The 24,686-nt window shown below is 40.8% G+C and carries 16 protein-coding genes; 10 read left to right on the top strand and 6 right to left on the bottom strand.

The genetic code is table 11. The annotated features are described in order from the left end of the window. A partial coding sequence (locus tag VB620_RS17715) for an RloB family protein (protein ID WP_323197470.1) occupies positions 1 to 832 on the top strand: 832 nt, incomplete at its 5' end. Between the two features lie 258 nt (positions 833 to 1,090). Here the strand turns inward: VB620_RS17715 and psaB are convergent. Further along, positions 1,091 to 3,322 (bottom strand): photosystem I core protein PsaB, encoded by a 2,232-nt coding sequence (gene psaB, locus VB620_RS17710; RefSeq protein ID WP_323197469.1) that lies wholly within the window; start codon positions 3,320 to 3,322, stop codon positions 1,091 to 1,093. Between the two features lie 135 nt (positions 3,323 to 3,457). Then, entirely contained in the window at positions 3,458 to 5,716 is a 2,259-nt protein-coding gene (gene psaA, locus VB620_RS17705; protein WP_323197468.1) for a photosystem I core protein PsaA, read from the bottom strand. Between the two features lie 527 nt (positions 5,717 to 6,243). Here psaA and VB620_RS17700 point away from each other — a divergent pair. The 3 genes from VB620_RS17700 to VB620_RS17690 all read left to right on the top strand — a co-directional run bounded on the left by VB620_RS17700 (position 6,244) and on the right by VB620_RS17690 (position 12,942). After that, entirely contained in the window at positions 6,244 to 7,743 is a 1,500-nt protein-coding gene (locus VB620_RS17700; RefSeq protein ID WP_323197467.1) for a hypothetical protein, read from the top strand. A 236-nt stretch (positions 7,744 to 7,979) separates the two neighbouring features. Continuing rightward, positions 7,980 to 9,497 (top strand): thioredoxin-like domain-containing protein, encoded by a 1,518-nt coding sequence (locus tag VB620_RS17695; RefSeq protein ID WP_323197466.1) that lies wholly within the window; start codon positions 7,980 to 7,982, stop codon positions 9,495 to 9,497. 322 nt (positions 9,498 to 9,819) lie between these two features. Then, a complete protein-coding gene (locus VB620_RS17690) occupies positions 9,820 to 12,942 on the top strand; it encodes a plasmid replication protein, CyRepA1 family (RefSeq protein ID WP_323197465.1) in 3,123 nt (1,040 codons plus the stop codon). 270 nt (positions 12,943 to 13,212) lie between these two features. Here the strand turns inward: VB620_RS17690 and dusB are convergent, their stop codons facing one another. Then, a complete protein-coding gene (dusB, locus tag VB620_RS17685) occupies positions 13,213 to 14,265 on the bottom strand; it encodes a tRNA dihydrouridine synthase DusB (protein ID WP_323197464.1) in 1,053 nt (350 codons plus the stop codon). Positions 14,266 to 14,318: 53 nt separating this feature from the next. After that, positions 14,319 to 15,122 (bottom strand): Rpn family recombination-promoting nuclease/putative transposase, encoded by an 804-nt coding sequence (locus VB620_RS17680; protein ID WP_323197463.1) that lies wholly within the window; start codon positions 15,120 to 15,122, stop codon positions 14,319 to 14,321. 548 nt (positions 15,123 to 15,670) lie between these two features. Between VB620_RS17680 and dnaK the strand changes: the two genes are divergently transcribed. Further along, positions 15,671 to 17,578, top strand: coding sequence for a molecular chaperone DnaK (gene dnaK / locus VB620_RS17675; protein ID WP_323197462.1), 1,908 nt, complete (start codon positions 15,671 to 15,673; stop codon positions 17,576 to 17,578). Positions 17,579 to 17,682: 104 nt separating this feature from the next. Here dnaK and VB620_RS17670 read toward each other — a convergent pair whose 3' ends face one another. Next, positions 17,683 to 19,296, bottom strand: a complete 1,614-nt coding sequence (locus VB620_RS17670) for a helix-turn-helix domain-containing protein (protein WP_323197461.1) — start codon at positions 19,294 to 19,296, stop codon at positions 17,683 to 17,685. 973 nt (positions 19,297 to 20,269) lie between these two features. On the opposite strand from VB620_RS17670, the gene fdxB reads away from it, so the two are divergent. The 5 genes from fdxB to VB620_RS17645 all read left to right on the top strand — a co-directional run bounded on the left by fdxB (position 20,270) and on the right by VB620_RS17645 (position 22,812). Beyond that, on the top strand, positions 20,270 to 20,563 hold the full coding sequence (gene fdxB, locus VB620_RS17665; RefSeq protein WP_323197460.1) for a ferredoxin III, nif-specific: 294 nt from the start codon (positions 20,270 to 20,272) through the stop codon (positions 20,561 to 20,563). A gap of 435 nt (positions 20,564 to 20,998) precedes the next feature. Continuing rightward, positions 20,999 to 21,484: a hypothetical protein gene (locus VB620_RS17660; RefSeq protein ID WP_323197459.1), complete on the top strand. Its 486-nt coding sequence runs from the start codon at positions 20,999 to 21,001 to the stop codon at positions 21,482 to 21,484. Positions 21,485 to 21,487: 3 nt separating this feature from the next. Continuing rightward, a complete protein-coding gene (locus tag VB620_RS17655; protein WP_323197458.1) occupies positions 21,488 to 21,673 on the top strand; it encodes a hypothetical protein in 186 nt (61 codons plus the stop codon). Further along, positions 21,673 to 22,290 (top strand): cysteine dioxygenase family protein, encoded by a 618-nt coding sequence (locus VB620_RS17650; RefSeq protein ID WP_323197457.1) that lies wholly within the window; start codon positions 21,673 to 21,675, stop codon positions 22,288 to 22,290. Before VB620_RS17655 ends, VB620_RS17650 begins: the two co-directional genes overlap by 1 nt. Before the next feature lie 51 nt (positions 22,291 to 22,341). After that, positions 22,342 to 22,812: an ArsC/Spx/MgsR family protein gene (locus VB620_RS17645; protein WP_323197456.1), complete on the top strand. Its 471-nt coding sequence runs from the start codon at positions 22,342 to 22,344 to the stop codon at positions 22,810 to 22,812. Positions 22,813 to 22,928: 116 nt separating this feature from the next. Here the strand turns inward: VB620_RS17645 and cysK are convergent, their stop codons facing one another. After that, positions 22,929 to 23,879: a cysteine synthase A gene (gene cysK, locus VB620_RS17640; protein ID WP_323197455.1), complete on the bottom strand. Its 951-nt coding sequence runs from the start codon at positions 23,877 to 23,879 to the stop codon at positions 22,929 to 22,931. Positions 23,880 to 24,686 lie beyond the last annotated feature (807 nt).

The raw sequence follows: 24,686 nt of genomic DNA, 5'->3' as shown, positions 1-24,686 counted from the left end.
TCTTCCATATCACTTAATTTATCAGATTTTGGGGAGAATTTTTAGCGATGGGCGAACGCACAAGCATATCCGCAGGACTCAGCCCCTCCTTTGGCGATCGCTCTTCCACCCCCCCCTGAACGGTTACAAATGTGGTGAAGATAGAACATGGAAACTATATATAATAGCTGCGGAAGGTGATAAAACTGAATATCAATATTTTAATGCCTTAAAAATAAAATATAAAGAAGATTTTCGTCTCAGCAATATTCATGTGGAGTTTATAGATAGAAAAGAAGAAGAAGCTGGAAATTCAGATCCTCAATATGTATATAAAACATTACTTAAATTCTATGAGGAATTAAAGGAATATAAGGATCTTCAAGAATATGATGAATTATGGATGATCATAGACACTGACGACTACGATAATCGTAAACTAACTATTTCTGACTTAGCTCAAAAATGTTGTGATAATCCTATATATAAATTATGTATTAGTAATCCCTGCTTTGAAATTTGGTTAATACTCCACTTTTTTGATTTAGAAATAAGTTTACAAGATTCTATTCCAGGAAATCGAGAAGTTACTAGCTTGAAAGATTATATTCAAAATCAACATATAAAAAAAAGACCAGGAATTTGTAAGAAGTTATGGAATATGATTCATCAAACTAAAAAACAACCATCTTATGCGCAACTAATCCAATATATCCCAGAAGCAATTACCAGAGCAAAAATACTTGGTGAATGCAACCCCAATGATCCAGACTATCCAGAAAATAAAATTGCTACAGGAGTTTACAAGTTGCTAGAAAAATTAACACAACTTTCTATGAATCTAGAGAGTTAAGAGATTTTTAAATTAGCTGCTACCTTGTTTAAAAATGATGAATTTATATTTATGGTTAGTATTATTTATTTCCTCAGCACAGACTTGTTGCCAAATGAATGGTAGTCCTCTAATTGTGCTTAATTGTTCTGGACGCGGTGATATTTAAATTACATTAAACTTTTGTGGGAAGGGCGAAGAAAGATGCACGCCCATGAAAAAATCCCCCACCTTGTGGCAGGGGACTTTTATTACTGACCTACAAAACTAGCAGTCGAATTAACCGAACTTACCAGCAGTGGAGGCAATCAAGAACGCCGCGTAGGTCACGACGTAGCCGACAGTGAAGTGGGCTAAACCTACCAAACGAGCTTGAACGATAGACAGAGCAACGGGCTTGTCTTTCCAGCGAACCAAGTTAGCTAGAGGAGTACGCTCGTGCGCCCAAACAAGGGTTTCAATCAACTCTTGCCAGTAACCTCTCCAAGAGATGAGGAACATGAAACCGGTTGCCCAAACAAGGTGTCCAAATAGGAACATCCAAGCCCAAACAGACAGGTTATTCACGCCGTAGGGGTTGTATCCGTTAATCAACTGAGCAGAGTTAGCCCAGAGGTAGTCACGGAACCAGCCCATCAGGTAGGTAGAGTTTTCGTTGAACTGAGCAACGTTACCTTGCCAAATACCTAGATGTTTCCAGTGCCAGTAGAAGGTTACCCAACCAATGGTGTTCAACATCCAGAACATCGCTAGGTAGAAAGAGTCCCAAGCTGAGATGTCGCAAGTACCGCCACGGCCTGGACCGTCGCAAGGGAACGCATAGCCGAAGTCCTTTTTATCGGGCATCAACTTGGAACCACGAGCGTCCAAAGCACCTTTAACAAGTACCAAGGTGGTGGTGTGAATAGCCAAAGCGAATGCGTGGTGTACCAGGAAGTCGCCAGGGCCGATTGTTAAGAACAAGGAGTTGGTGCCAGAGTTGATGGCATCCAACCAGCCACCTAACCAAACGTTGCCGTAGTTAGGATAAGCTGTGTAGGCGATGCTGTCGGGGTTAGACAATAATGTGTCTAAACCGTAAAGTACTTTACCGTGAGCAGCTTGAATGAATTGTGCGAACACAGGCTCAATCAAGATTTGCTTTTCAGGAGTACCGAAAGCTACCACTACGTCGTTGTGTACATACAAACCGAGGGTATGGAAGCCCAAGAATAGCGATACCCAGCTGAGGTGAGATATGATCGCTTCTTTGTGCTGTAATATACGGTCAAGTACGTTGCCTTTGTTTTGTTCGGGGTCGTAGTCACGTACCCAGAAAATGGCGGCGTGGGCAAAAGCACCAACCATCAAGAAACCAGCAATATATTGGTGGTGGGTGTACAACGCTGCCTGTGTTGTGTAGTCCTTAGCAATGAATGCGTAAGGAGGCAGAGCGTACATATGCTGCGCTACCAACGAAGTGATAGTTCCCAGTGCCGCTAATGCTAGAGACAACTGGAAGTGCAGCGAGTTGTTAATGGTGTCGTATAGACCTTGGTGAGGCAGGTTGAATTGACCTTCACTCTTGCTACCAGGTACTAAACCAGATTTGGAGTTCAGCATTTCTTTGATGCTGTGACCAATTCCAAAGTTAGTCCGGTACATATGACCAGCAACAATGAAGATAACGGCGATCGCCAAGTGGTGGTGAGCCATATCGGTCAGCCACAAAGATTCTGTCTGAGGATGGAAGCCACCCAAGAAAGTCAGAATTGCTGTACCTGAACCTTCAGATGTACTAAAAATATGACCAGCAGTATCAGGGTTCTGAGCGTAAACGCCCCAGTCACCTGTAAAGAAGGGTGTCAAACCTGCTGGGTGAGGTAGTGTGGTCAAGAAGTTATCCCAACCAACGTGCTGTCCGCGAGATTCGGGGATAGCAACGTGAATCAAGTGACCTGCCCAAGCCAAAGAACTAACACCAAACAAACCAGCCAAGTGGTGGTTGAGGCGAGGTTCAGCACTCTTAAACCAAGAGAGGCTAGGACGGAACTTGGGTTGCAAGTGCAACCAACCAGCAAATAGGAACAATGCTGCCAACAAGAGCAAACCAACAGAACCAGTGTATAGTTCGCTGTTTGTCCGCATCCCGATGGTGTACCACCAGTGATAAACACCAGAGTAAGCAATGTTTACAGGATTGCTAGCACCAGCTTGGGTAAATGCTTCAATTGCAGGTTCACCAAAGTGGGGGTCCCAAATCGCATGGGCGATGGGACGGATATGAAGGGGATCTTTAATCCACTGTTCAAAGTTACCTTGCCAGGCTACGTGGAACAGGAGGCTGGAAGCCCACAGGAAAATGATTGCCAAGTGACCGAAGTGAGTGGCGAAAATCTTTTGGTAAAGATTCTCTTCAGTCATGCCATCATGGCTTTCAAAGTCGTTTCCTGTAGCGATCGCATACCATATCCGACGAGTAGTCGGGTCCTGTGCGAGATCCTGGCTAAATTTTGGAAATTTCGTTGCCATAGGTTTGAGAAATCCTCTGACTTTTAGCCATCAGGTGTCATCTTTTAGAGTTCTGAGTTTTGAGTACTAGGTTTTGAGCTTTTATTCATTACTCAGCCCCTAGCACCCAGCACTCAAAACCCATGAAGTGAATTGCTACCCTACTGAAAGGATGTGTGCGTGGAAGAATGCCCAGGTGGTCACAATTCCTCCTAAGAGGTAGTGAGCTACACCTACAGCTCGTCCCTGAATGATGCTCAGAGCGCGAGGCTGAATTGCTGGTGCTACTTTCAACTTATTATGCGCCCAAACAATGGACTCAATGAGTTCTTGCCAGTAGCCGCGACCACTGAACAGGAACATTAAGCTGAATGCCCAAACAAAGTGAGCGCCTAAGAATAGTAGACCATAAGCAGATAAAGCACTGCCGTAGGAGTTGATTACTTGTGAAGCTTGCGCCCACAAGAAGTCACGCAACCAGCCGTTAATGGTGATGGCACTTTGGGCAAAGTTACCACCAGTAATGTGAGACACGTTACCTGCTGCATCTACTGTTCCCCAGACATCTGATTGCATTTTCCAACTGAAGTGGAAGATCACAATCGATAGGGAGTTGTACATCCAAAATAATCCGAGGAACACGTGGTCCCAACCAGATACTTGGCAAGTACCGCCACGACCTGGACCGTCGCAAGGGAAGCGGAAGCCTAAGTTTGCCTTGTCTGGAATCAGACGAGAACTACGGGCGAATAATACACCCTTGAGCAGAATCAGGACTGTGACGTGAATGGTGAAGGCGTGGATATGGTGGACTAAAAAGTCTGCTGTACCCAAGGTAATTGGCATCATTGCTACTTTACCGCCGACAGCCAAAATACCGCCGCCAAAAGCATAGCTAACTGGCTCTAAAGCATTAGGAGCAGTACCACCAGGTGCTAGAGTATGCAGGTTTTGCACCCACTGAGCAAATACTGGCTGCAACTGAATTGCTGAGTCGGAGAACATATCTTGGGGACGACCCAAGGCACGCATTGTATCGTTGTGAATGTACAGTCCAAAGCTGTGGAAGCCAAGGAAAATACACACCCAGTTCAAGTGGGAAATGATAGCATCCCGGTGACGAATCACACGATCTAGCACGTTGTTTTGGTTCACAACGGGATCGTAATCCCGCACCATGAAAATGGCTGCGTGAGCCGCACCACCAACAATCAAGAAGCCACCGATCCACATATGATGGGTGAATATACACAATTGCGTTGCGTAGTCCGTTGCCAAGTAAGGATACGGAGGCATTGCGTACATATGGTGGGCAATGATGATGGTCAGTGAACCCAAGAAAGCAAGGTTAGTTGCTAACTGAGCGTGCCAGGATGTGGTCAGGTTTTCATACAAACCTTTATGACCTTCTCCTGTGAAGGGACCTTTATGGTTTTCCAGGATTTCTTTAATGCTGTGACCGATACCCCAATTGGTACGGTACATATGACCAGCAATGATGAACAGAACCGCGATCGCCAAATGATGATGGGCAATATCGGTCATCCACAAGCCGCCTGTAACTGGGTTTAGACCGCCCTTGAATGTTAGGAAGTCAGCATACTGACCCCAGTTCAAGGTGAAGAATGGTGTCAACCCATTAGCAAAGCTGGGATACAAATCTGTCAACAAGTCTTTGTTCAGAATGAACTCGTGGGGCAAAGGTATATCTTTAGCAGCTACACCTGCATCCAAAAGTTTGTTGATTGGTGCTGACACATGGATTAGGTGTCCAGTCCATCCCAAGGAACCACAACCTAGCAATACTGCCAAGTGATGATTCAGCATTGACTCCACGTTCTGGAACCATTCCAGTTTAGGAGCGCGCTTGTGGTAATGGAACCAACCAGCAAATAAGAACAATCCTGCTAGTACCAAGCCGCCAATAGCGGTTACATAAAGCTGGAATGAGCTGGTAATACCCCAGCCGCGCCACACTTGGAACAAGCCAGAGGTGATCTGAATACCGTGGAATCCACCACCGACATCACCATTCAAAATGTCTTGTCCCACAATGGGCCAAACTACTTGGGCGCTGGGACGCACGTTGAGTGGGTCGCTTAACCAAGCTTCGTAATTCGAGAATTTAGCGCCGTGGAATAACATCCCGCTTAACCAAATCGCTACCACGGACAAATGTCCGAAGTGTGCCGCGAAGATTTTACGAGAAATGTCTTCTAAATCGCTTGTATGTGTATCAAAGTCATGGGCGAGGGCATGAAGGTTCCAAATCCAGGTGGTGGTTTTGGGGCCTTTGGCTAAGGATCTGTCGAAGTGTCCTGGCTTTGCCCATTTTTCAAATGAGGTAGGAACCGGATCTTTATCAACGATGACTCTTGCCTTCTTCTCCTCTCGCTCCGGAGGACTAATCGTCATTCGACCTCCTCTCTGGATAAGGAATGAGGAATCATAATTACCACAAAGTTAACCCTAGTCGCAAACTACAGACTTTCCTGGAGCAGTGATGAAGACTCTATGTGGAAGTTTGTTTCTGTGTTGAATTATAGAGTCATTACCAGTGCATTGTTAAACACATTTTAACAATAATTCAAATTAGCCGAAATAATCGTCTAATTAGCCTTTTAATTTTACTTTTTTGCGCGAAAAGTCAAGAGTTTCTTCATTTAATTTACAAACAATAACAATTCGTAAAACTTATGATTGAGCAGAACTTCATCAAAATGTTAAGGCTTGATATTCCAGAAAATTCATTATGTGGCGATCGCTACCAAAATCATTTCACCAAATTATTAATTCTTTTTAAGATGTCTCGCAAACTTAAAATAAAATGTTATCAGGTCATCCGTCAGCCAGATTTCATCTTTTGGACTATGGTATCCGATGCACAGTTTACGCCAAAATAACTGAGTCAGTTACTGACTACCATCAACAGGATGAAATCCATGAAATTTTGGCAGCAGGTCTTCCCTCAAGTATTTTCGATGAAATTTACTATTTTCAAGTGGCTAATCACATTAGTCCTGGTATTGACCTTAACTAGTTGCGGTGAAAAAGCAGGTAGCCAAGAAATCCCTGTGAGCCAGAAAAATAACCCCCCCAAAATTTCTCAGATTTCTCAGCAATTTTCTGAAGTTTCTCCACCAGAGGCAATCCAGCAACTACGCCTTGCCTTAGAAAATTATCGCCCACAAGTAAAAATTCTCTCTCCCCAACCTGATCAAATTCTCCAAGACAATCAAGTTACAGTCAGCTTTCAGGTAAAAGACATCCCAATATTTAAAGATCCCGAATTAGAACTAGGACCTCATCTCCACGTAATTGTTGATAATCAACCTTATATAGCCGTATACGACGTTAATAAACCCCTAACTCTACCAGAACTCTCTCCTGGTACACATACCCTGCGCGTCTTTGCTTCCCGTCCTTGGCACGAAAGCTTTAAAAATGAAGGTGCTTACGCCCAGACAACATTTCATCTTTTCACCAAAACAGAAGATAACAATCCCGATCCTGCTCTGCCCATACTCACCTACAGCCGTCCTAAAGGCAGTTATGGAGCAGAACCAATCCTACTGGACTTTTACCTAACTAACGCCCCTCTGCACCTTGTGGCGGAGGACAAACCCAACGATACCATCAGCGATTGGCGCATCCGTTGCACCATCAATGGAGAAAGCTTCATTTTGGATCGCTGGCAACCAATTTACCTCAAAGGCTTCAAACCCGGTAACAATTGGCTAAAACTAGAATTTCTCGATAATCAAGGAAATCCTCTCAAAAATGCCTTCAATACCACAGCTAGACTGATTAATTATCAACCCAATGGTAAAGACACACTTTCCCGAATTGTCAGAGGAGAATTATCAGCAGATCAGGCGCGTAGCATTGTAGACCAGAATTACACCACCAAGAAACCTGAACCTACAGTTACTCCCAGCCTTGAAACAAAACCGTCACCACAGCCCATTCCTCAAACTCAAATTCCAGAAACACCCCCAACAGAGTCACCAGAAATTCCAGAACCGGAAACAGTAGCTGAACCAGAAACACCAAAATCTAAAGGATCTTTACAACCTCCCTCAGTCCCCACAACCGCACCGCTACCAGAAACTATTCAGTCACCGGATGTAACTCCCACAGATGAAGTTGAAAAACCAGAAAAAGTAACTGAACCAGCAACACCAAAATCTAGTAAATCAGCAGCACCCGCAGAAGAAGCAGAGGTCAGCCCCACAGGTGAATCAAAAACATTACCTGCAAAAATTGCTCCGGATTCTCAAAACCAGGGATTAAAAAAATTACAAAAATATTTCCAGCCTCGGAAGTTAGAAAATGATCAACCATCTCCCATTGATTCTCCAGTAGTTCCAGAAACTACACCCATACCAGAACCAGAAGAAAAAGCCGGAGAATACAAAGTTACCAATTTCGATCAATCATGATCAGCATTAGGGACTTACAAATAAAAAAATACTGAATCACCTAACGCAAAAAACCTCTCAAACCCTCATAACTCTGTGTCCTCTGCGTCTCTGTGGTATGCGGTTCGCGCAAGCTACGCTAACGTTTATTTGGATAATTTATTTCTTGGAAGTCCCTTAGCTAATTCACACAGCCTTGAGTGAAATTCTCGTAACTGTCCAAAAGATCCCTGACTACCACTACCAAATTAGACTTCATGACCCGTCGTGTTAGAGCGCCAGAATTACCACAAAATTATACTTGGTTGAATACTGATCAACCCTTGTCTCTCAAAGCACTCAAGGGGAGAGTAGTGATTTTGGACTTTTGGACATATTGCTGTATTAATTGTCTGCACATTTTGCCAGACTTGAAATACTTAGAACAAAAATACCAAGATAGCCTCACCATTATCGGCGTACACTCAGCCAAATTTAACAACGAAAAAGAAATTGAGAATATTCGCCAAGCCATTCTGCGCCATGACATCGAACATCCAGTTATAGTTGACCGTGATTTTCGGGTATGGGAAGAGTATGCTGTACGTGCTTGGCCTACCTTCATGATTATTGATCCAGAAGGTTACGTAATTGGTTATCTTTCTGGTGAAGGCAAGCGTGATACTTTAGACGAATTAATTCAACAGTTAATTAGTCAACACCAAGAAAAAGGTACGATTAATTTCCGGGAAATCAGCCTCAAGTTAGAAAAACAGCGTCAACCAATTACACCACTCGCATTTCCCGGTAAAGTTCTCGCCACTGCATCCGGCTTATTCATTGCTGACTCTGGTCATCATCGTATAGTCATGAGTAGCTACGAGGGAGAAATTCTGCACTTAATTGGAACCGGAAAATCTGGCTTAACCGATGGTGCATTTCACGAAGCGCAGTTTTTCGCCCCCCAGGGAATGGCATTTGATCAAGAAAATCAAATTCTGTATGTTGCTGATACAGAAAATCATACTCTGAGACAAGTTGACCTCAAGGGTCAAACAGTGAAAACCATCGCTGGAACTGGTGAACAAAGCCACAATATCCGTCCTCATGGGGGTGCGGGATTAGAAACGCCCTTAAATTCCCCCTGGGATGTGGTGCAATGGGGAAAAACCTTGTTTATTGTCATGGCTGGTTCCCATCAAATTTGGCAGATGAACTTAGAAAGCAGTATGGTGAAAACCTATGCTGGAAATAGTGCAGAAGCTTGTATTGATGGCTTACTTACCGAGTCAGCCTTTGCCCAACCCAGTGGAATCACTAGCAATGGACAAGAATTATATATTGCTGACAGTGAAGTAAGTTCCATTCGGGGCGTGGGATTAATAGAACCGCAACAAGTCAGAACCATCTGTGGTAGTGGAGAGTTATTTGGCTTTGGTGATGTTGATGGACAGGTCGAGAATGTCCGATTACAGCATTGCTTAGGAGTGGAATATGCCGAAAATTACCTGTGGGTAGCGGATACCTACAACCACAAAATTAAATTAATTAGTCCCAATACAGGCAATTGTCAAACAATCTTGGGAGATGGTTCTGCGGGTTTAAAAAACGGTCAAGGTCAGAATACACATTTTTTTGAACCTTCGGGACTGAGTGTGATGGGGAACTATCTATATATTAGTGATACCAATAACCACGCCATCCGGCGAGTAGATTTGAATACCTTTGAGGTGATAACGTTGGAATTTTCCGGTTTGTGTGCGCCAGATAGATGTATTCCAGAAGAAAATAGATAAATACAAAAAATCTCTGCGTACCTTTGCGCTTTCCTCCGCGCCCCTATGCGTTGAAAAAAAATACAAACTCCTGATATTCTACTTACTTTAAACAACTAGAAAATTTACTGAAAAATTAAACATGATATTAACTAAATAATACAATACAAGCTTATTACTTCAACAATGGACTCTCACAGAATCATGCAGCTGATTACTCACCGATGTATTCTCTAGAACGAAGTAAAAAAAGCATCAAAAAACTCTGATAATCTCTGGCATAAAAAATTAGTGAATGCATGGTAAGTTTAAAATCCATCGTATTCCGTTCAAGGGTCGCCCCATGCATCTAGACTATTTACACACCCAACACCTTGAGGAATTAGTCAAGAGTAGTAGTATAGATTTACACTTAACGCAATTAAATTTTAAATCTTTATCAGACGCATCAGCCTATGAGTATCTGTTAATTTCTGAGGATTTACCCCGGACTAATACTGGGAGGGTGAAAAATGGTTGGTTACAGCGCTATAATCATGTCACCGCAGGGGGTTGGTGGTGTTCTGGTTTAGATCCTCTAAATAATTGGCAATCAATGGAATGGGGATGTTTTAAACCAAACCAACCCAGAAGTAATAAAAATGGCAAATCTATCAAGTACGAACATCCACCCAGCACACCAACACGGGTATTTTGTCTGCGGGTAACACTAAAAATTTGGCAGCAAGTCTCGGAACGGTATAATTTATCAATGCCCAGCAGTATCAATGTTAATGTTGATGGAGAGGCTGAGGGCTTTTGGCAATGGGTAATGGAGCAAAATGTACCTGTAATTATCTGTGAGGGTGCGAAGAAAGCAGCTGCATTATTAACACAAGGATACGCTGCGATCGCCATTCCAGGAATTAACAGTGGTTATCGGGTGGTCAAAGATATATCTGGTAAAGTCACCACTCGTCAACTGATTCCCGACTTAGCCGCTTTTGCTATCAAAAAACGTACCTTTTATATTTGCTTTGATTTTGAAACTCAACCCAGAAAAGTTGCTGCTATCAATAACGCCATTTCTCAACTAGGTTGTTTATTCCAAGCCCAAAAATGCCCGGTTAAAGTTATCGAACTTCCAGGAATAGAAAAAGGTGTTGATGAGCTAATTGTAGCTAAAGGTGCAAATACTTTCGAGAAAATTTATCGCCACAGTGCTGATTTAGAAATTTATCTCGCCCACAGCCAACCCCATACTCAATTAACTATTCCAGCTACACTCACAGTTAACTGTCCTTACTTAGAAGAAATCTCTTATCCTACTACTGGATTAGTGGGAGTCAAATCGGCGAAAGGTACCGGAAAAACTACAGCACTGCAAGGATTAGTTCATCAAGCGAAAATTTTAAATAGACCTGTATTGCTAATTACTCACAGAATCCAACTAGGTCGGTTTTTGTGTAAAAAAATCGGTATTCAATGGGGCTTGAATCATAGCGAACATTTAATGAAAGTAGATCAAGATTTACCTATAACCGCCAATAGATTTACAACAACTGATTCTTATGGTTTATGTGTTGATTCTATTTGGAAAATTAACCCCCAAAATTGGCAGGGAGGGATCTTAATTCTAGATGAAGTAGAACAATCTCTGTGGCATCTACTAAATAGTAATACTTGTAAACATAAACGAGTCAAAATTTTAAAATTATTTCAACAACTAATTTCTACAATTTTAACAACAGGGGGTTTAGTCATTGCCCAAGATGCTGACTTGTCAGATGTATCTTTAGAATATTTGCAAAGATTATCAGGAATAAAATTAACGCCTTGGGTACTATTAAATAAATGGAAACCACAAAGAGGATGGAAAGTAACCTTTTATGATTCTCCTAATCCCACACCGTTGATTCATCAACTAGAATTAGATTTAATAGCAGGGCGTAAATGTTACGTAACTACTGATAGTCGCTCTGGGCGTTATAGTTGTGAAACCATTGAAGGCTACCTCAAAGAAAGGTTAGCAAAATTACGACAAGAATTTCCCAAATCATTAGTAATTAGCAGTCGCACAACCAACACACCGGGTCATCCAGCAGTTGATTTTGTGGGAGATATTAATCAAAAAATTCCTGAATATGATACCGTTTTTGTCACTCCTAGCCTTGGTACTGGAATTAGCATTGATGTCGAACATTTTGACCGAGTTTATGGGATATTCCAAGGGGTAATTCCTGACACAGAAGCAAGACAAGCATTAGCTAGAGTCAGAGATAATATACCTCGTATTGTCTGGTCTGCCAAACGGGGAATAGGTTTAATTGCTGGTGGTAGTACAAATTATCGTTTATTATCCGATTGGTATCAAGAAAACCAAAAAGAAAACTTAGCCTTACTGAGTCCGTTACATAAAATAGATGTAGATTTACCATTGGTTTATGACCCAGTACATTTGCGTACTTGGGCAAAATTATCTGCTAGGGTAAATGCTTCTATTCGTCTCTATCGGCAATCAATGCAAGATGGTTTAATAGCAGATGGACATCAAGTTAGATTCCGAAGTAATGCTGCTCATAATAACATTGTTAGAGATTTACGCTTGGCATTTTTGGCAACAGATACTAAGGATTTAGAAACCCGCAAAAGATTGGTTTTACAAATTGTTAAAGTGCAAATAGATTGGTCGGAAAAGCGTCAAAAAGCTAAAGACATTAAAGGACAAATTAAAGATATTAAGCAGAAACATCAATTATCGGCTGCGACTGCTGTAGCTAAAGCAGAGGATATTAATTGTCTAGAATATGAGAAGTTATTAAATCAACATTCTCTTTCAGAAACAGAACGTCACCAAATAGATAAATACACCCTCCGACAAAGATATGGCATTGCAGTTACTCCTATATTAAAGTTGCGGGATGATAAAGGATATTATTTCCAATTACTGATGCACTATTATCTCACACATGAAAGTGAGTATTTTCACATTAGAGATAAACAAGAATGGCATCAACAACTAGTATGGGGTGATGGCAAAGTTTTTCTGCCAGATTTAAAGACTTATACTTGCAAAGTTGAAGCTATGAGGGCATTAGGAATGTTTCAATTTTTGGAACCTGAAAGAAAATTTACCGAAAATGATGCTGATTTAATTTGGCTGAAAGATGTTGCTTTTCAACATAGTAAACACATTAAAAGGGTGCTAGGAATTGATGTGGTTAGAGGTAAAGAAAGTATTTCAGCCATCAGAATACTCACTCGACTATTAAAATTATTGGGTTTAAAACTAAAACGAATCCATGAAGCATATCAAATAGACTCGGATACATTCTATGATGGTAGGGTAAACATATTTGCAATCTGGCAGCATCGGGATGAGTTAATGTTGGCTGGGATCAATAATTTTAGTGATCAAACGGCTAACAAATATGCCAAATTTAAGGTTAAAGATGGGCAAAATAAATATGTTACTGTTAATAATTAAAGGCGATTGCCTGACTTTTTCATAAAATAATTAAATTATACTAAATCCTTTTTTGTAAAGTGTCTTGTCGCCTAGTGGAAAGTATCATTCTTGATTGTTCGGTGCGTTATGGCAGTTTTTGCTGACGATGCACTGAATTATAAAATAAACTAACCACAAAGGACGCGTTGGCGCTAGCCTCTCCCTTTGGGAGAAGTACACAAAGGAAAGGAAGTAAAAAGAGTTTTGGTGAGTTATTGCGTAATTCTTAGCTGTTTTACCCTAAATAAATTAAGCAACTTGAAAATTCTCTGCTTCTTCCATTGACTCGTAACTATGATTTAACTTTTCAATTCCCTGGTCAATTAAATCCAAACCTTGCTGGACTGTTTCAATTAAACTTAACTGTCCCCGTAATTCAGCAGCACCGACAAAACCTTTGGCGTACCAAGTCATGTGTTTACGGGCTTGACGAACACCGCGATCGCCTTTATATTCCCATAATGCTTGCAAATGATCTCTGGCACATTCCAAGCGCTGAACTGGACTAGGTGGTAATAACATTTCCCCGGTCTTCAAGAAATGATCAATTTCCCCCACCAAAAAGGGATAACCCAGAGTACCACGAGAACACATCACCCCATCAGCGCCAGTTTGTTCTAAACATTTAACAGCCGCTTCCACGGAAAAAATATCCCCATTCCCAATTACCGGAATAGAAAGCACTTCCTTTACACGAGTAATCCATTCCCATCGGGCGTTACCATTGTATCCTTGAGCGCGGGTACGTCCATGCACTGTAATCATTTGCGCCCCAGCATCTTCCATGCGCTTGGCAAAATCAAGAATTGTAATTTCTCGATCATTCCAACCAATACGAGTTTTAACCGTTACAGGGACTTTAACAGCTTGCACTACTTCCCTGACAATAGCCTCAGCTACTTCCGGTTGACGCAATAAAGATGAACCGCCACCGTTTTTAGTAATCTTATTTACCGGACAACCCATATTAATATCAACAGTATCAGCACCTTCCGCAACGGCTTTAATTGCTGCTTCTGCTAAAAAATCCGGGCGACAGTCAAATAATTGAATGCTAATTGGTCGTTCCTTGGGATCTACCTCCATAATCGTGGGTAACTCTTTGACATAGTGTAACCCCGTCGCATTTACCATTTCTGTATACAACATCGAATCTGGTGCATAGCGACGCACCAGACGGCGAAAAACCATATCTGTCACCCCAGACAAAGGCGACTGAAGCACTCGACTTTTAACCTCAAGGGAGCCAATTTTCAGGGGTTGAGAGAGTTTAGCTTTTAGACTGGGAGATAGTGTGACCATAAAATTTAAAGTTGTAAAAAATGATAAAAATATTGTGAGTTATTTACCTGGGTTTAATTTTGTTGTGCAGCTTCCCTAACTTGTTCAACATTCAAATCTAACGCCTGGGCAATTTGCTCAACCGTCAAACCCAACGCCAATAATCGAGATACTGCTGCTAATTTCGCTTTTAAACTACCTTCTTGTTTCCCTTCTTGTAATCCTTCTTCTTTAGCTTCTTGATAAACTCGTGTCTGTTTCAAATCGCTTAACCCAAACATCTTTTCAATCTCCTTTCGACTCATTACGGGAAATTTGTATACCAAGATGGTTTCTATTAATTGCAGTAACTGTTGCCGTTTTGGTTCAGTATTAATCTCTTGCTGGCTTCTATTTATTAATTCCTTAGCGGTGACAATTGCTGTATCTTTATTTTCGACTATTAATTTAATAGTAGCAATCCCAATCGGCAATGATCCAGTTTCCCCTAATTCATCAAGATAAATACGGGTAACACGCTGGCTAGTGAAAAATTCACTGTAATTATTTATATCTGAAGTATCAAGGCTGCGCGTGGGATAAATTACTACTCCTCGCCATGAGTTTTTGGGTTGGTTTTGCCGCAAATATAAATATATTTCGGAAAATAGGCGGGAATAAATTTCTGTGTCATTTTGAAACTGAACCTCAACAAAGTAGATGGGGTTGTGTTCGCCTTGTGTCGGCAGAAAAACACCATCTATGCGAAATGCAGTTTGCTTAATTTCTATGGATGAAAATGTGTACGTTTCAGCCAGTTGGGGTGAATTACCAATTAATTCAAAAAATATACTGGGCAATTCTTGAAAAAGACGATAAAAAATACTGTCGGTTTTCACTCTTGATGTGGGGCTGAAATTTGCTTTTGGCGATTTTACCTAATCAAGTTGGTATTTTATCTCGAATGGCTAATTTGACAAAATAATACTGATGTACTAAAAACTCTGGTGTGGAGAATAAATGTGACATGACAGTATGTATGTCTGGGGATATAACGCCCTTTTTTGGATACTTATACTGAGTAAATTTAAAGTTTGTCACACTTAAAGACGGCAAACACGACTTTGTGATTACGGTTCACCCTAATTGCTGAAAGTATTAATTCTCATACATTAGACAAAGTGAAAGTAAATTTCTCAATGAACCAACTAAATACATCCTTTAAAATTAACCGTCCGGTCCCAGGTTCGGGAAACCCTCCTAGATGGACTGGATATCACTGAACTTATCAGTATATATATCAGGATAACTTGAGGTTTTAACCGCAGGAAATCCTAATTAAAGGTTGTTAATGCTCAACTGACTGTTTTTCTAATCAGTTGCTTCAAGATTTAGTCTTCTATATTCCCATTCATTCATTTGTAGTTATAAGGAGCCAGCACTTACAATGGCAAAAGTAGTTGGAATTGACTTAGGTACAACGAACTCTTGCGTAGCAGTTATGGAAGGTGGTAAACCCACTGTTATTGCTAACGCAGAAGGTTTTCGCACAACACCATCAGTAGTGGCATTTGCCAAAAATGGCGATAACTTAGTTGGTCAAATCGCCAAACGACAGGCGGTAATGAACCCTGAGAATACTTTTTACTCAGTCAAACGCTTTCTAGGAAGACGTTACGACGAAGTTGGTAATGAGTCTACGGAAGTTTCTTACAAAGTCCTGAGCAGCAACGGTAATGTGAAGCTGGATTGTCCGATAGTAGGCAAACCCTTTGCTCCGGAAGAAATTTCTGCGAAAGTTCTTCGCAAACTAGTGGAAGATGCCAGCAAATATCTGGGTGAAACTGTCACCCAAGCTGTAATCACTGTTCCGGCATACTTTAATGATTCCCAGCGACAAGCTACAAAAGACGCTGGTAAAATAGCGGGTATTGAAGTTCTGCGGATTATCAACGAGCCAACAGCAGCTTCTCTGGCTTATGGGTTTGATAAGAAAAGCAACGAAACCATTTTGGTATTTGACCTTGGTGGTGGTACTTTCGATGTATCCATCCTAGAAGTTGGTGATGGAGTATTTGAAGTCTTGGCTACTTCTGGTGATACTCACTTGGGTGGTGACGACTTTGATAAAAAAATAGTTGATTTCTTGGCGGAACAATTCAAAAAAGAAGAAGGAATTGACCTACGTCAAGATAAACAAGCTCTACAACGTTTGACTGAAGCGGCAGAAAAAGCAAAAATTGAGCTTTCTAGCGTTTCTCAAGCAGAAATCAATTTGCCATTTATCACTGCTACCCAGGATGGTCCAAAGCACCTGGATACAACTTTAACCCGTGCTAAGTTTGAAGAACTCTGCTCGGATTTAATCGACCGTTGCCGCATCCCTGTGGAAAATGCAATTCGGGATGCTAAATTAAACAGATCCGATATTGATGAAGTTGTACTAGTTGGTGGTTCTACCCGTATTCCTGCCGTGCAACAGGTGGTGAAGAAGGTACTAGATAAAGACCCCAACCAAAGTGTTAACCCTGATGAAGTGGTGGCAGTTGGTGCAGCTATTCAAGCAGGTGTGTTAGCAGGTGATGTCACAGGCATCTTACTATTAGATGTGTCTCCACTGTCTTTGGGTGTGGAAACCTTGGGCGGTGTGATGACTAAAATTATCCCCCGAAATACTACCATTCCTACTAAGAAATCGGAAGTCTTCTCCACAGCAGTAGATGGACAAACCAATGTGGAAATTCACGTCCTTCAAGGTGAACGGGAGTTCTCCAACGATAATAAGAGTTTAGGAACCTTCCGACTTGATGGTATTCCTCCCGCACCGCGTGGTGTACCACAAATTGAAGTTACCTTTGATATTGATGCCAATGGTATCCTCAATGTCACGGCTAAGGATAAAGGCACTGGTAAGGAACAATCTATTAGCATTACTGGTGCTTCTACCTTAGACAAGTCTGATGTTGAACGTATGGTGCAGGAAGCTGAACAAAATGCTTCTTCTGATAAAGAACGTCGTGAAAAAATTGAACGCAAGAACCAAGCTGACTCTTTGGCATACCAAGCTGAGAAGCAGCTGGAAGAATTAGGCGATAAAGTTCCTGAAGCCGACAAGACGAAGGTGGAAGGTTTGGTGAAAGACCTACGTGAAGCTGTTGCTAAAGAAGACGACGAACAAATTAAGAAGCTGACACCAGAGTTACAACAAGCATTGTTTGCGGTTAGTAGCAATCTGTATCAGCAAGCTGGTGGTGATGCTGGTGCTGCTCCTGGTGCTGAACCTCAAGATGGTGGTCCTACTCCTCCCAGTGGTGGTGATGATGTGATTGACGCTGATTTTACTGAAAGTAAGTAGTTATAAATCTTGCCTCCATTTAAGATTTTGACCCATCCAAGCTGATGCCTGGGTGGGATTTTTTTGAATGGGTGAGAAGTTCAAAAAATAGAAGAGATAACTGTTTAATCAATATTTAGGACTTTCCGTAACAGTGCTTGGTCTTCTGATTTAACTCTTAAACGACCATTTTCTACATCCCGAATCCAGCTTTGGCTTTTACCTGTTAATTTTGCTAACTCCCTCTGGGAAAGTTGGAGGTTTTTTCTCGCTTGTAAAATCTGTTCTCCGGGTAAATCGCTGGTGGTGTTGGTTTTTCTTCTACTTTTAACGGTTCCCCTGGGCTTTTTTTGTGATTTTGAAGAGCGCTGTTCCCATTCTGGGGGTAGTTCAAAAGATAAGATTCGCGCATTCATGAGCAGATTCCATTTACCACGGGGGCCTGAATCTGTGAGGCGGTTGTTACCACCACCATCATTAATCCAAAATTCCAAGGCTTCTTCTGGATCTTCGGGAATACCCATTAACTTTGCCCACAAGGGTTGAATTTCTAAAGGGTAAGTTACTGGGTCAAAAATTGGTTTCACACCATGATGGTGGAGTATTTCTAGGTCACTTTCAAAGGTTCTGAGTAGGCGTTTACGTTCTTCTCGTTGTCGGGAAGCAATGGTAACTTTTTCTTCACCGTAAGCAATACGTAATAATGTGGGAATAGTGATGCGTTGTTCTTTACCCATTTTAGTTTTAAACAGCAACCACAGCATGAGTCGTACTGCTCCTTCGTGTTGCTGCCAAATACTCATGACGGTGGTTAAGAGAGTTTTGGGTAAACTGCCATATTGATAAAATGCAGTTCTTTGTTTACAGGCTTGTTTATTTAAGAAGTATTGAGACCAGATGCCGGGTTTTACTTTAAAAGTTAGTCCAATCAAATATTTGCACCCCAAATCATCTTCTTGAAAGTGATGTTGAATATTGATTAACTGCCACAAACGACTGCGTTTTACGGAAAAGGCGGGAATGCTACCTTGTTGAGGCCAATCAATGGAAATCATTAATGAACAAGCTTGCTGTACGATGTTCTTGATTAATCCTAGTTTGGCATTTTTATTTAAATCTTTGCGCTTCTCTAAGCCTAAATATTTCTCAATTTGGCGTTCATCAATGGCAAATTCTTCTTGCCAAGGTTGATCTAAGGATGTGGAGTAAGCGGCAAAAATGAGATGAATGCAAGCAGCCCTAATATCGAGTTTGGTAATTGCTGGTAATTCCGCTATGCTATTTATGCTGTGGGCTTGCTGGTTATCCTTGGGTGGAAATGGATCTTCAAGATCAAAGGCGATCGCACCCCTCCCTTGTTTAACTTTGCGTCCATAGGAGAGATAACCGTCTGCATCCATTTCCCAATTTAGAGATGTACGTTGTGCTAACACATTACACGCTTCCCAAATCACAATGGCCGAAGCAAATGGATTATTTTTACCATTAGCAAATAAATCGGGGCTAGGTGCATCTCTCGGTTCAATTTTGCATCTGCCTTTTTTGGGTTGCCAAGGTATGGGGGAATTATTGGGACAAGCTATGACGCATTGTGGTTCAGGATAATAACCCTCACAATTATTACAAAGATTCGGATCAATCCAATATTCATCATTCTCTATTTTGATTGCACCCGTAGGACATTGGGGTCGGCAGTTGTCACATCCAACGCAATTGTTGTTAGGAATTGTATAAGGCATACGGATATCTGGCTTCTTCCCACTCTAATCGTTGAGATGTTTGGTTTCAGTCTCCCTGGATGTTTATTCGTTATTTATCACTTGCCACCAAACTATATTTTCAGCAAAAATAATTTCTGATTGCTGTAATAATTCCCCACATCCATATTTTAATTACACATCCAATTGGAAGATATTTCTGGCTCTGAAGGTTGTCTTGAGATTAGTTATTTATTAACTATACATTTCATAAATAATTAGGCAGTTTTGTTCATAATGAGCTTGGAGATTTTCCTTAAAAGTTCAACTAAAGTTAACAAGTTAACTGTTTTTATTTACCTAAAAAGTTAGACTGAGTTTTTTTAGAAAACATAGATAAATTCCATCATGAGATTTCAGTTGATTTATTAATAATTTTAATATTTAAACCCCTATATTTTTCTGTGGTTAAATATACAATTCTATAATTGCAATAAGCAAGAAAAAGATATTTTTTAAATTCTCAAAATAGACACGAGAAAATTAATTCTAAATTCACCTTAATTATTTTATAAATAACAAATAGAAAGTTTTGTATTGTCGTAAATGAACAGATAAACTGTAGATTTAGATACTACTGGACATATATTCTGGGTTGCTATACAAGAAAAAGTCTCATTATTTTGATAGATAATGTAATTGAGTACATAGGAAATGACTAGAAATGGATATTTAGTAATACCGATATTTATGGGTGCGGGAAGATAAAATACTTATCCAGAAGGGTTGAATAAAAGCGTGCGGGATGTAAATTGTATAAAACTAGTAAATTTAATCCTAAAATTATTGATAATAAATTTCATCTAATAGCTAGTATGGCTAAATTAAGGGAAGATTTTGATAAAAGTCATGAAAATTTAATTCGAGAAAAAATAATTGCTCAACACTAAAACAAGAGAATAATATTAGGTTAGGATGATGATTAAAGTACAAACAAATTGGTAGGCATTTATTCATGGCACAACTAACAGGATTGACATTTGGAGGTAATCCCTGGACACCTAAATTCGCCCAGGAAATTGACTATGAAAAATGTATCGGCTGTGGCAGATGCTTTAAAGTGTGTGGTCACAATGTATTAACACTGAAAGCTCTCAATGAAGATGGGGAATTTGTAGAAGATGAAGATGATGATGAAATTGAGCGCAAAGTAATGGTTGTAGAACACGCAGAAAACTGTATTGGTTGTGAAGCTTGTTCACGGATATGTCCTAAGAATTGCTACATCCATACTGTGTTAGACAAGTAAGGATTTGACTATTTCCTGAAAGTTATTCCAATAAAAAGGGGTAATCTGGAAATAAAATTTGTAGACACGAAGCAAGGTAATTAGAGGGGAATATACTGTAGCTAGCAGAAAGTTAACAGTAAGCAGAATTGTAAATCTTAAATTGTTATTTGTTAACAAATTCATACTTGCGGATACACTAGTCTGGAAAATATTAAGACTAAGAGTGTGATTTGGTAGTACCTAATGTTGGTAGTAGAGACATTTGAGTCACGGAAGTTTAAATATACTGTTAAGTTTTGGGGGGAAGGATATGAAATTATCTGGAAAATTCCCCCAATTTTTGTGAGTTTGAGATAGAAGGTTAATATGGCAATCCTGATTCAATTTAGGTATAGTAAGAAAGAATTAACCTCAGATAACTTTGTACTTTATTAGATTAGGAAATGCTATATTATGCAACTTGATGGAAATCAATTTTCATGGTTCCAGGTTCCTGAAGATGTCAAACAATTATTGATCTTGGCAGCACAAACCTGGGAAAATACCTCAGAATCGGAAAAATATATTCATCAAGCTTTAGCTAAATCTGGCGGAAATACTGAGATTTTAGTATCAGCATATAGATTTTTCTATTATAAAAATAATTATCCACTGGCGCTACAAACCGCAGTGCAAGTTTTAGATAAGATTAAAGAAACAGAAAACTTTCCTGATAGTTGGGAACAACTCCAGCCAATATTAGTAAAACGGCAAGGAGAACCCCAAATCAGATTGTACTTAAATGCTTATGCTGCATCGGGAATGGTATTAGCAAAGTTAGGTGAAGTTGAGCGGGCGAAAGAAATCAGTAATAGAGTCACCAGCATTGACAAAAATCATGATTTTGGAGCCGGAATCCTCTTGGATATTTTGACTCGTCCCGCCGATGAGGACGATTAAGCAGTGAACTATCAACAATCAACAGCCATGAATAATTTTCCGTTGTATCAACCAACGCTATTATCTGAAAATAGTAACCCTTTTATCCATGTGGTTCCTATCAGTCCTTTACCTCCTCGTCCTGGTATTCCTAGTAATTTTACTCCTCCTAAATTAGTGTTAGACCAGTCTTCTGCGCTGATGATTTAATGATGGTCAAAGGTAAAGATTGGCTAGTAGGTGGAGATGGTGAATTTCAGAGTTGTAAATCTGTGAGGGTATGGGATTTATTACGGGAAGATTATCGTCTATATCGGTTTTTAACTGAGTTAGAAGATGTTTTGAATGGGGTGGAAGATGAATCTATTCGTTTGCCGGAAATCCGAATGCTTGTCAGGCGCTTGATTGTCAATTCCTACTGGGTACAAAGTCAATATAAAGAGCCTGATCCTGAAACAGGAAACTCTGTTTTACTCCTATACGATGAGTTGGGTTTTCCTTTGACTGTGCAAACGGTGACATTTTTACCGGGAACTCGTTCAAGTATTCATAATCATGGGACTTGGGGAGTGGTGGCTGTGTTAAAAGGTGAGGAAAAAAACACTTTTTGGCGACGTACTCCCAGCCCGGATTTTGATGACAAAATTGCACCGACGGGAGAGATTATTTTATCTCCGGGAGATATTGTGAGTTTGACTCCCGATGCAATTCACAGTGTGGAAGCGGTGGGTGAGGAACCAACTGTGACTTTTAATGTTTATGGAGAAACTGACCCGCAACGCAGGTTTGAGTTTGACTTAGCTACTCATAGGGCTAGGAAGTTTTGATCTGGGTGGTGGGGAAGGGAAGAACTATTTACTAAATTGGGAGTAATTGTAATGGCGAGAGTGATTTTTTACAGTAAACCTGGTTGTAAGGGTGGTGTGAAGCAAAAAGTTCTGTTGACGGCTGCTGGTCATGATGTGTTGGCTTATGACATATTAACTGAACCGTGGACAGTTGAGCGGTTACGGTCTTTTTTTGGCGATCGCCCCGTGAGTGAATGGTTTAATCGTTCTGCTCCCAAAATTAAATCTGGTGAGGTGGTTCCAGAAAAAATTGAGGCTGAAACAGCTTTAGTGATGATGTTACAAGATCCGTTGTTAATTCGTCGCCCTCTGCTGGAAGTAGAAAGTCGCCGTGAAGTGGGTTTTGATGTGGAAACACTAGATGCTTGGATTGGTTTAAAGCCTGTGGATGACTCTTTACAAGTATTCACCGAAAGCCTCACCAGTCAGAATTTACAAGGCTGCGCCCACGGTCATGGTCATAGTCATGATCATCATCACGAAGGCGGTTGTCAGCATTAGATTGGGAACTGCACTTCGACTACGCTCAGTGTACGGGGATTGGGGATTGTATTAAAAATCTTTCCCCCCTGCTGCTCCCTGCACCCTGCCCCCCTGCCTCTTCCCCCCTGCCTCTTCTACTCCCTCTCTATTCCCAAATCTTTAAACATGGGACTGCTGAGGTAACGTTCTCCAAAGGAGGGCTGAATCATGACGATTAATTTACCGGCATTTTCTGGACGTTTACCGACTTGAATGGCTGCACATAAAGCTGCGCCGGAGGAGATACCGGATAATAATCCTTCTTCTTGGGCTAAACGCCGTCCATAAGCGATCGCCTGTTCATCACTAACTCTAATTACTTCATCAATTAATTCCAGACGCAGCACATCTGGGACAAATCCCGCGCCAATACCTTGAATTTGATGTCCCCCGGCTGTACCACCGGAGAGAATGGGACTGTTGCTGGGTTCAACTGCGATCGCCTGTACACTCGGTTTATATTCTTTAAGTACCTCTGCAATCCCCGTAATCGTCCCACCAGTCCCCACACCAGCAATGATAATATCCACCTCTCCATCGGTATCCGCCCAAATTTCCTCGGCAGTAGTTTCTCTGTGAATTTTCGGGTTAGCTGGGTTACAAAACTGTTGCAGCATCAAAGCATTGGGAGTCCTAGCCACAATTGCTTCCGCGTGATTAATTGCCCCTCGCATTCCTTCTGCACCCGGTGTTAATTCTAAAGTTGCACCGTAGGCTTTAAGTATACAGCGTCGTTCTTGACTCATGGTGTTCGGCATTGTCAAAATTAAACGGTAGCCACGGGCTGCTGCAACCATCGCTAAACCAATACCTGTATTCCCGGAAGTTGGCTCTACTAAAATAGTTTTTCCTGGCTCAATTAAACCCTCCGCTTCTGCCGCCATAATCATACTCAGTGCAATCCGGTCTTTAACTGAGGCTGCCGGGTTCATGCCTTCGAGCTTAACAACAATTCTGGCTTTTACTCCCTCAGCTTGGGGAATTTTATTCAATTGAACTAATGGAGTTTTACCAATAATTTCTGTAACGTCTTTAGCAATTTTCATAAATTAACTCCGAGGATTTAAATAGTTTGACTACATAGGCTTTATTTCAGACGATGAATCAAGATATTTAAGAGATAGGGGATCAAATTAATGTAATTTTCTCATCTTGGTTGGATTCTGAATGTTTTTGCATTACCATAATCTACTTTTATCGCTAAATTGACAGATTTTTGTCCTGAAAAATTATTAGCAGATTGTAAAAGTAGTTAACCTTACATTTAATCAAATATATTTAGTATACTAAGCTGCATTTCACGAAAAAAACATAGATTTTTCTGCAACTTGAGTCTATACTCGCCACATAATCTATTTCCTTGAGTACAAGATTTAAAGCAGAAAAACTGAAACTCAAAACGTTCTCTACCACCGCCTCATCTAGCTTTGAGCTTGAGTACATAAATGCTAGTACCCCACTTCATAAATGCTAGTACCCCACCTCACAAATGCCAGTACCCATACCCCAAAAAATTTATCTAATCTTCATGAGACAGCAGTTTTGGGCTGTGAGTACAACTGTAATCAAGTTAATAATCTTAACCTCACCAGCTTCCACCCCTCTCTACAAACACGACTGCTATAAAGTTTGTAGGATTTACGCAGAGATTCCCCTCTACCCCCCGAAGTTCCCAGGGTTTACCCAAAGAATTAGGGGGGACTTCTTAACTCTTCTGTAACCATTACAGATGCTAATTTTTGTCCGCAGATGAAATTGATATTATCCCTAAGTTGATAATCAAAGCTTTTCTAGAAAAATCCCTAATTGTTCAGTAACCCGTGAACAATTTGAGTTCAGATAAATGGTTAATA

The sequence above is a fragment of the Nodularia harveyana UHCC-0300 genome (genome assembly GCF_034931085.1).
GTDB classification, from domain to species: Bacteria; Cyanobacteriota; Cyanobacteriia; order Cyanobacteriales; family Nostocaceae; genus Nodularia; species Nodularia harveyana.
This window is presented reverse-complemented; position numbering and strand designations above follow the sequence as displayed.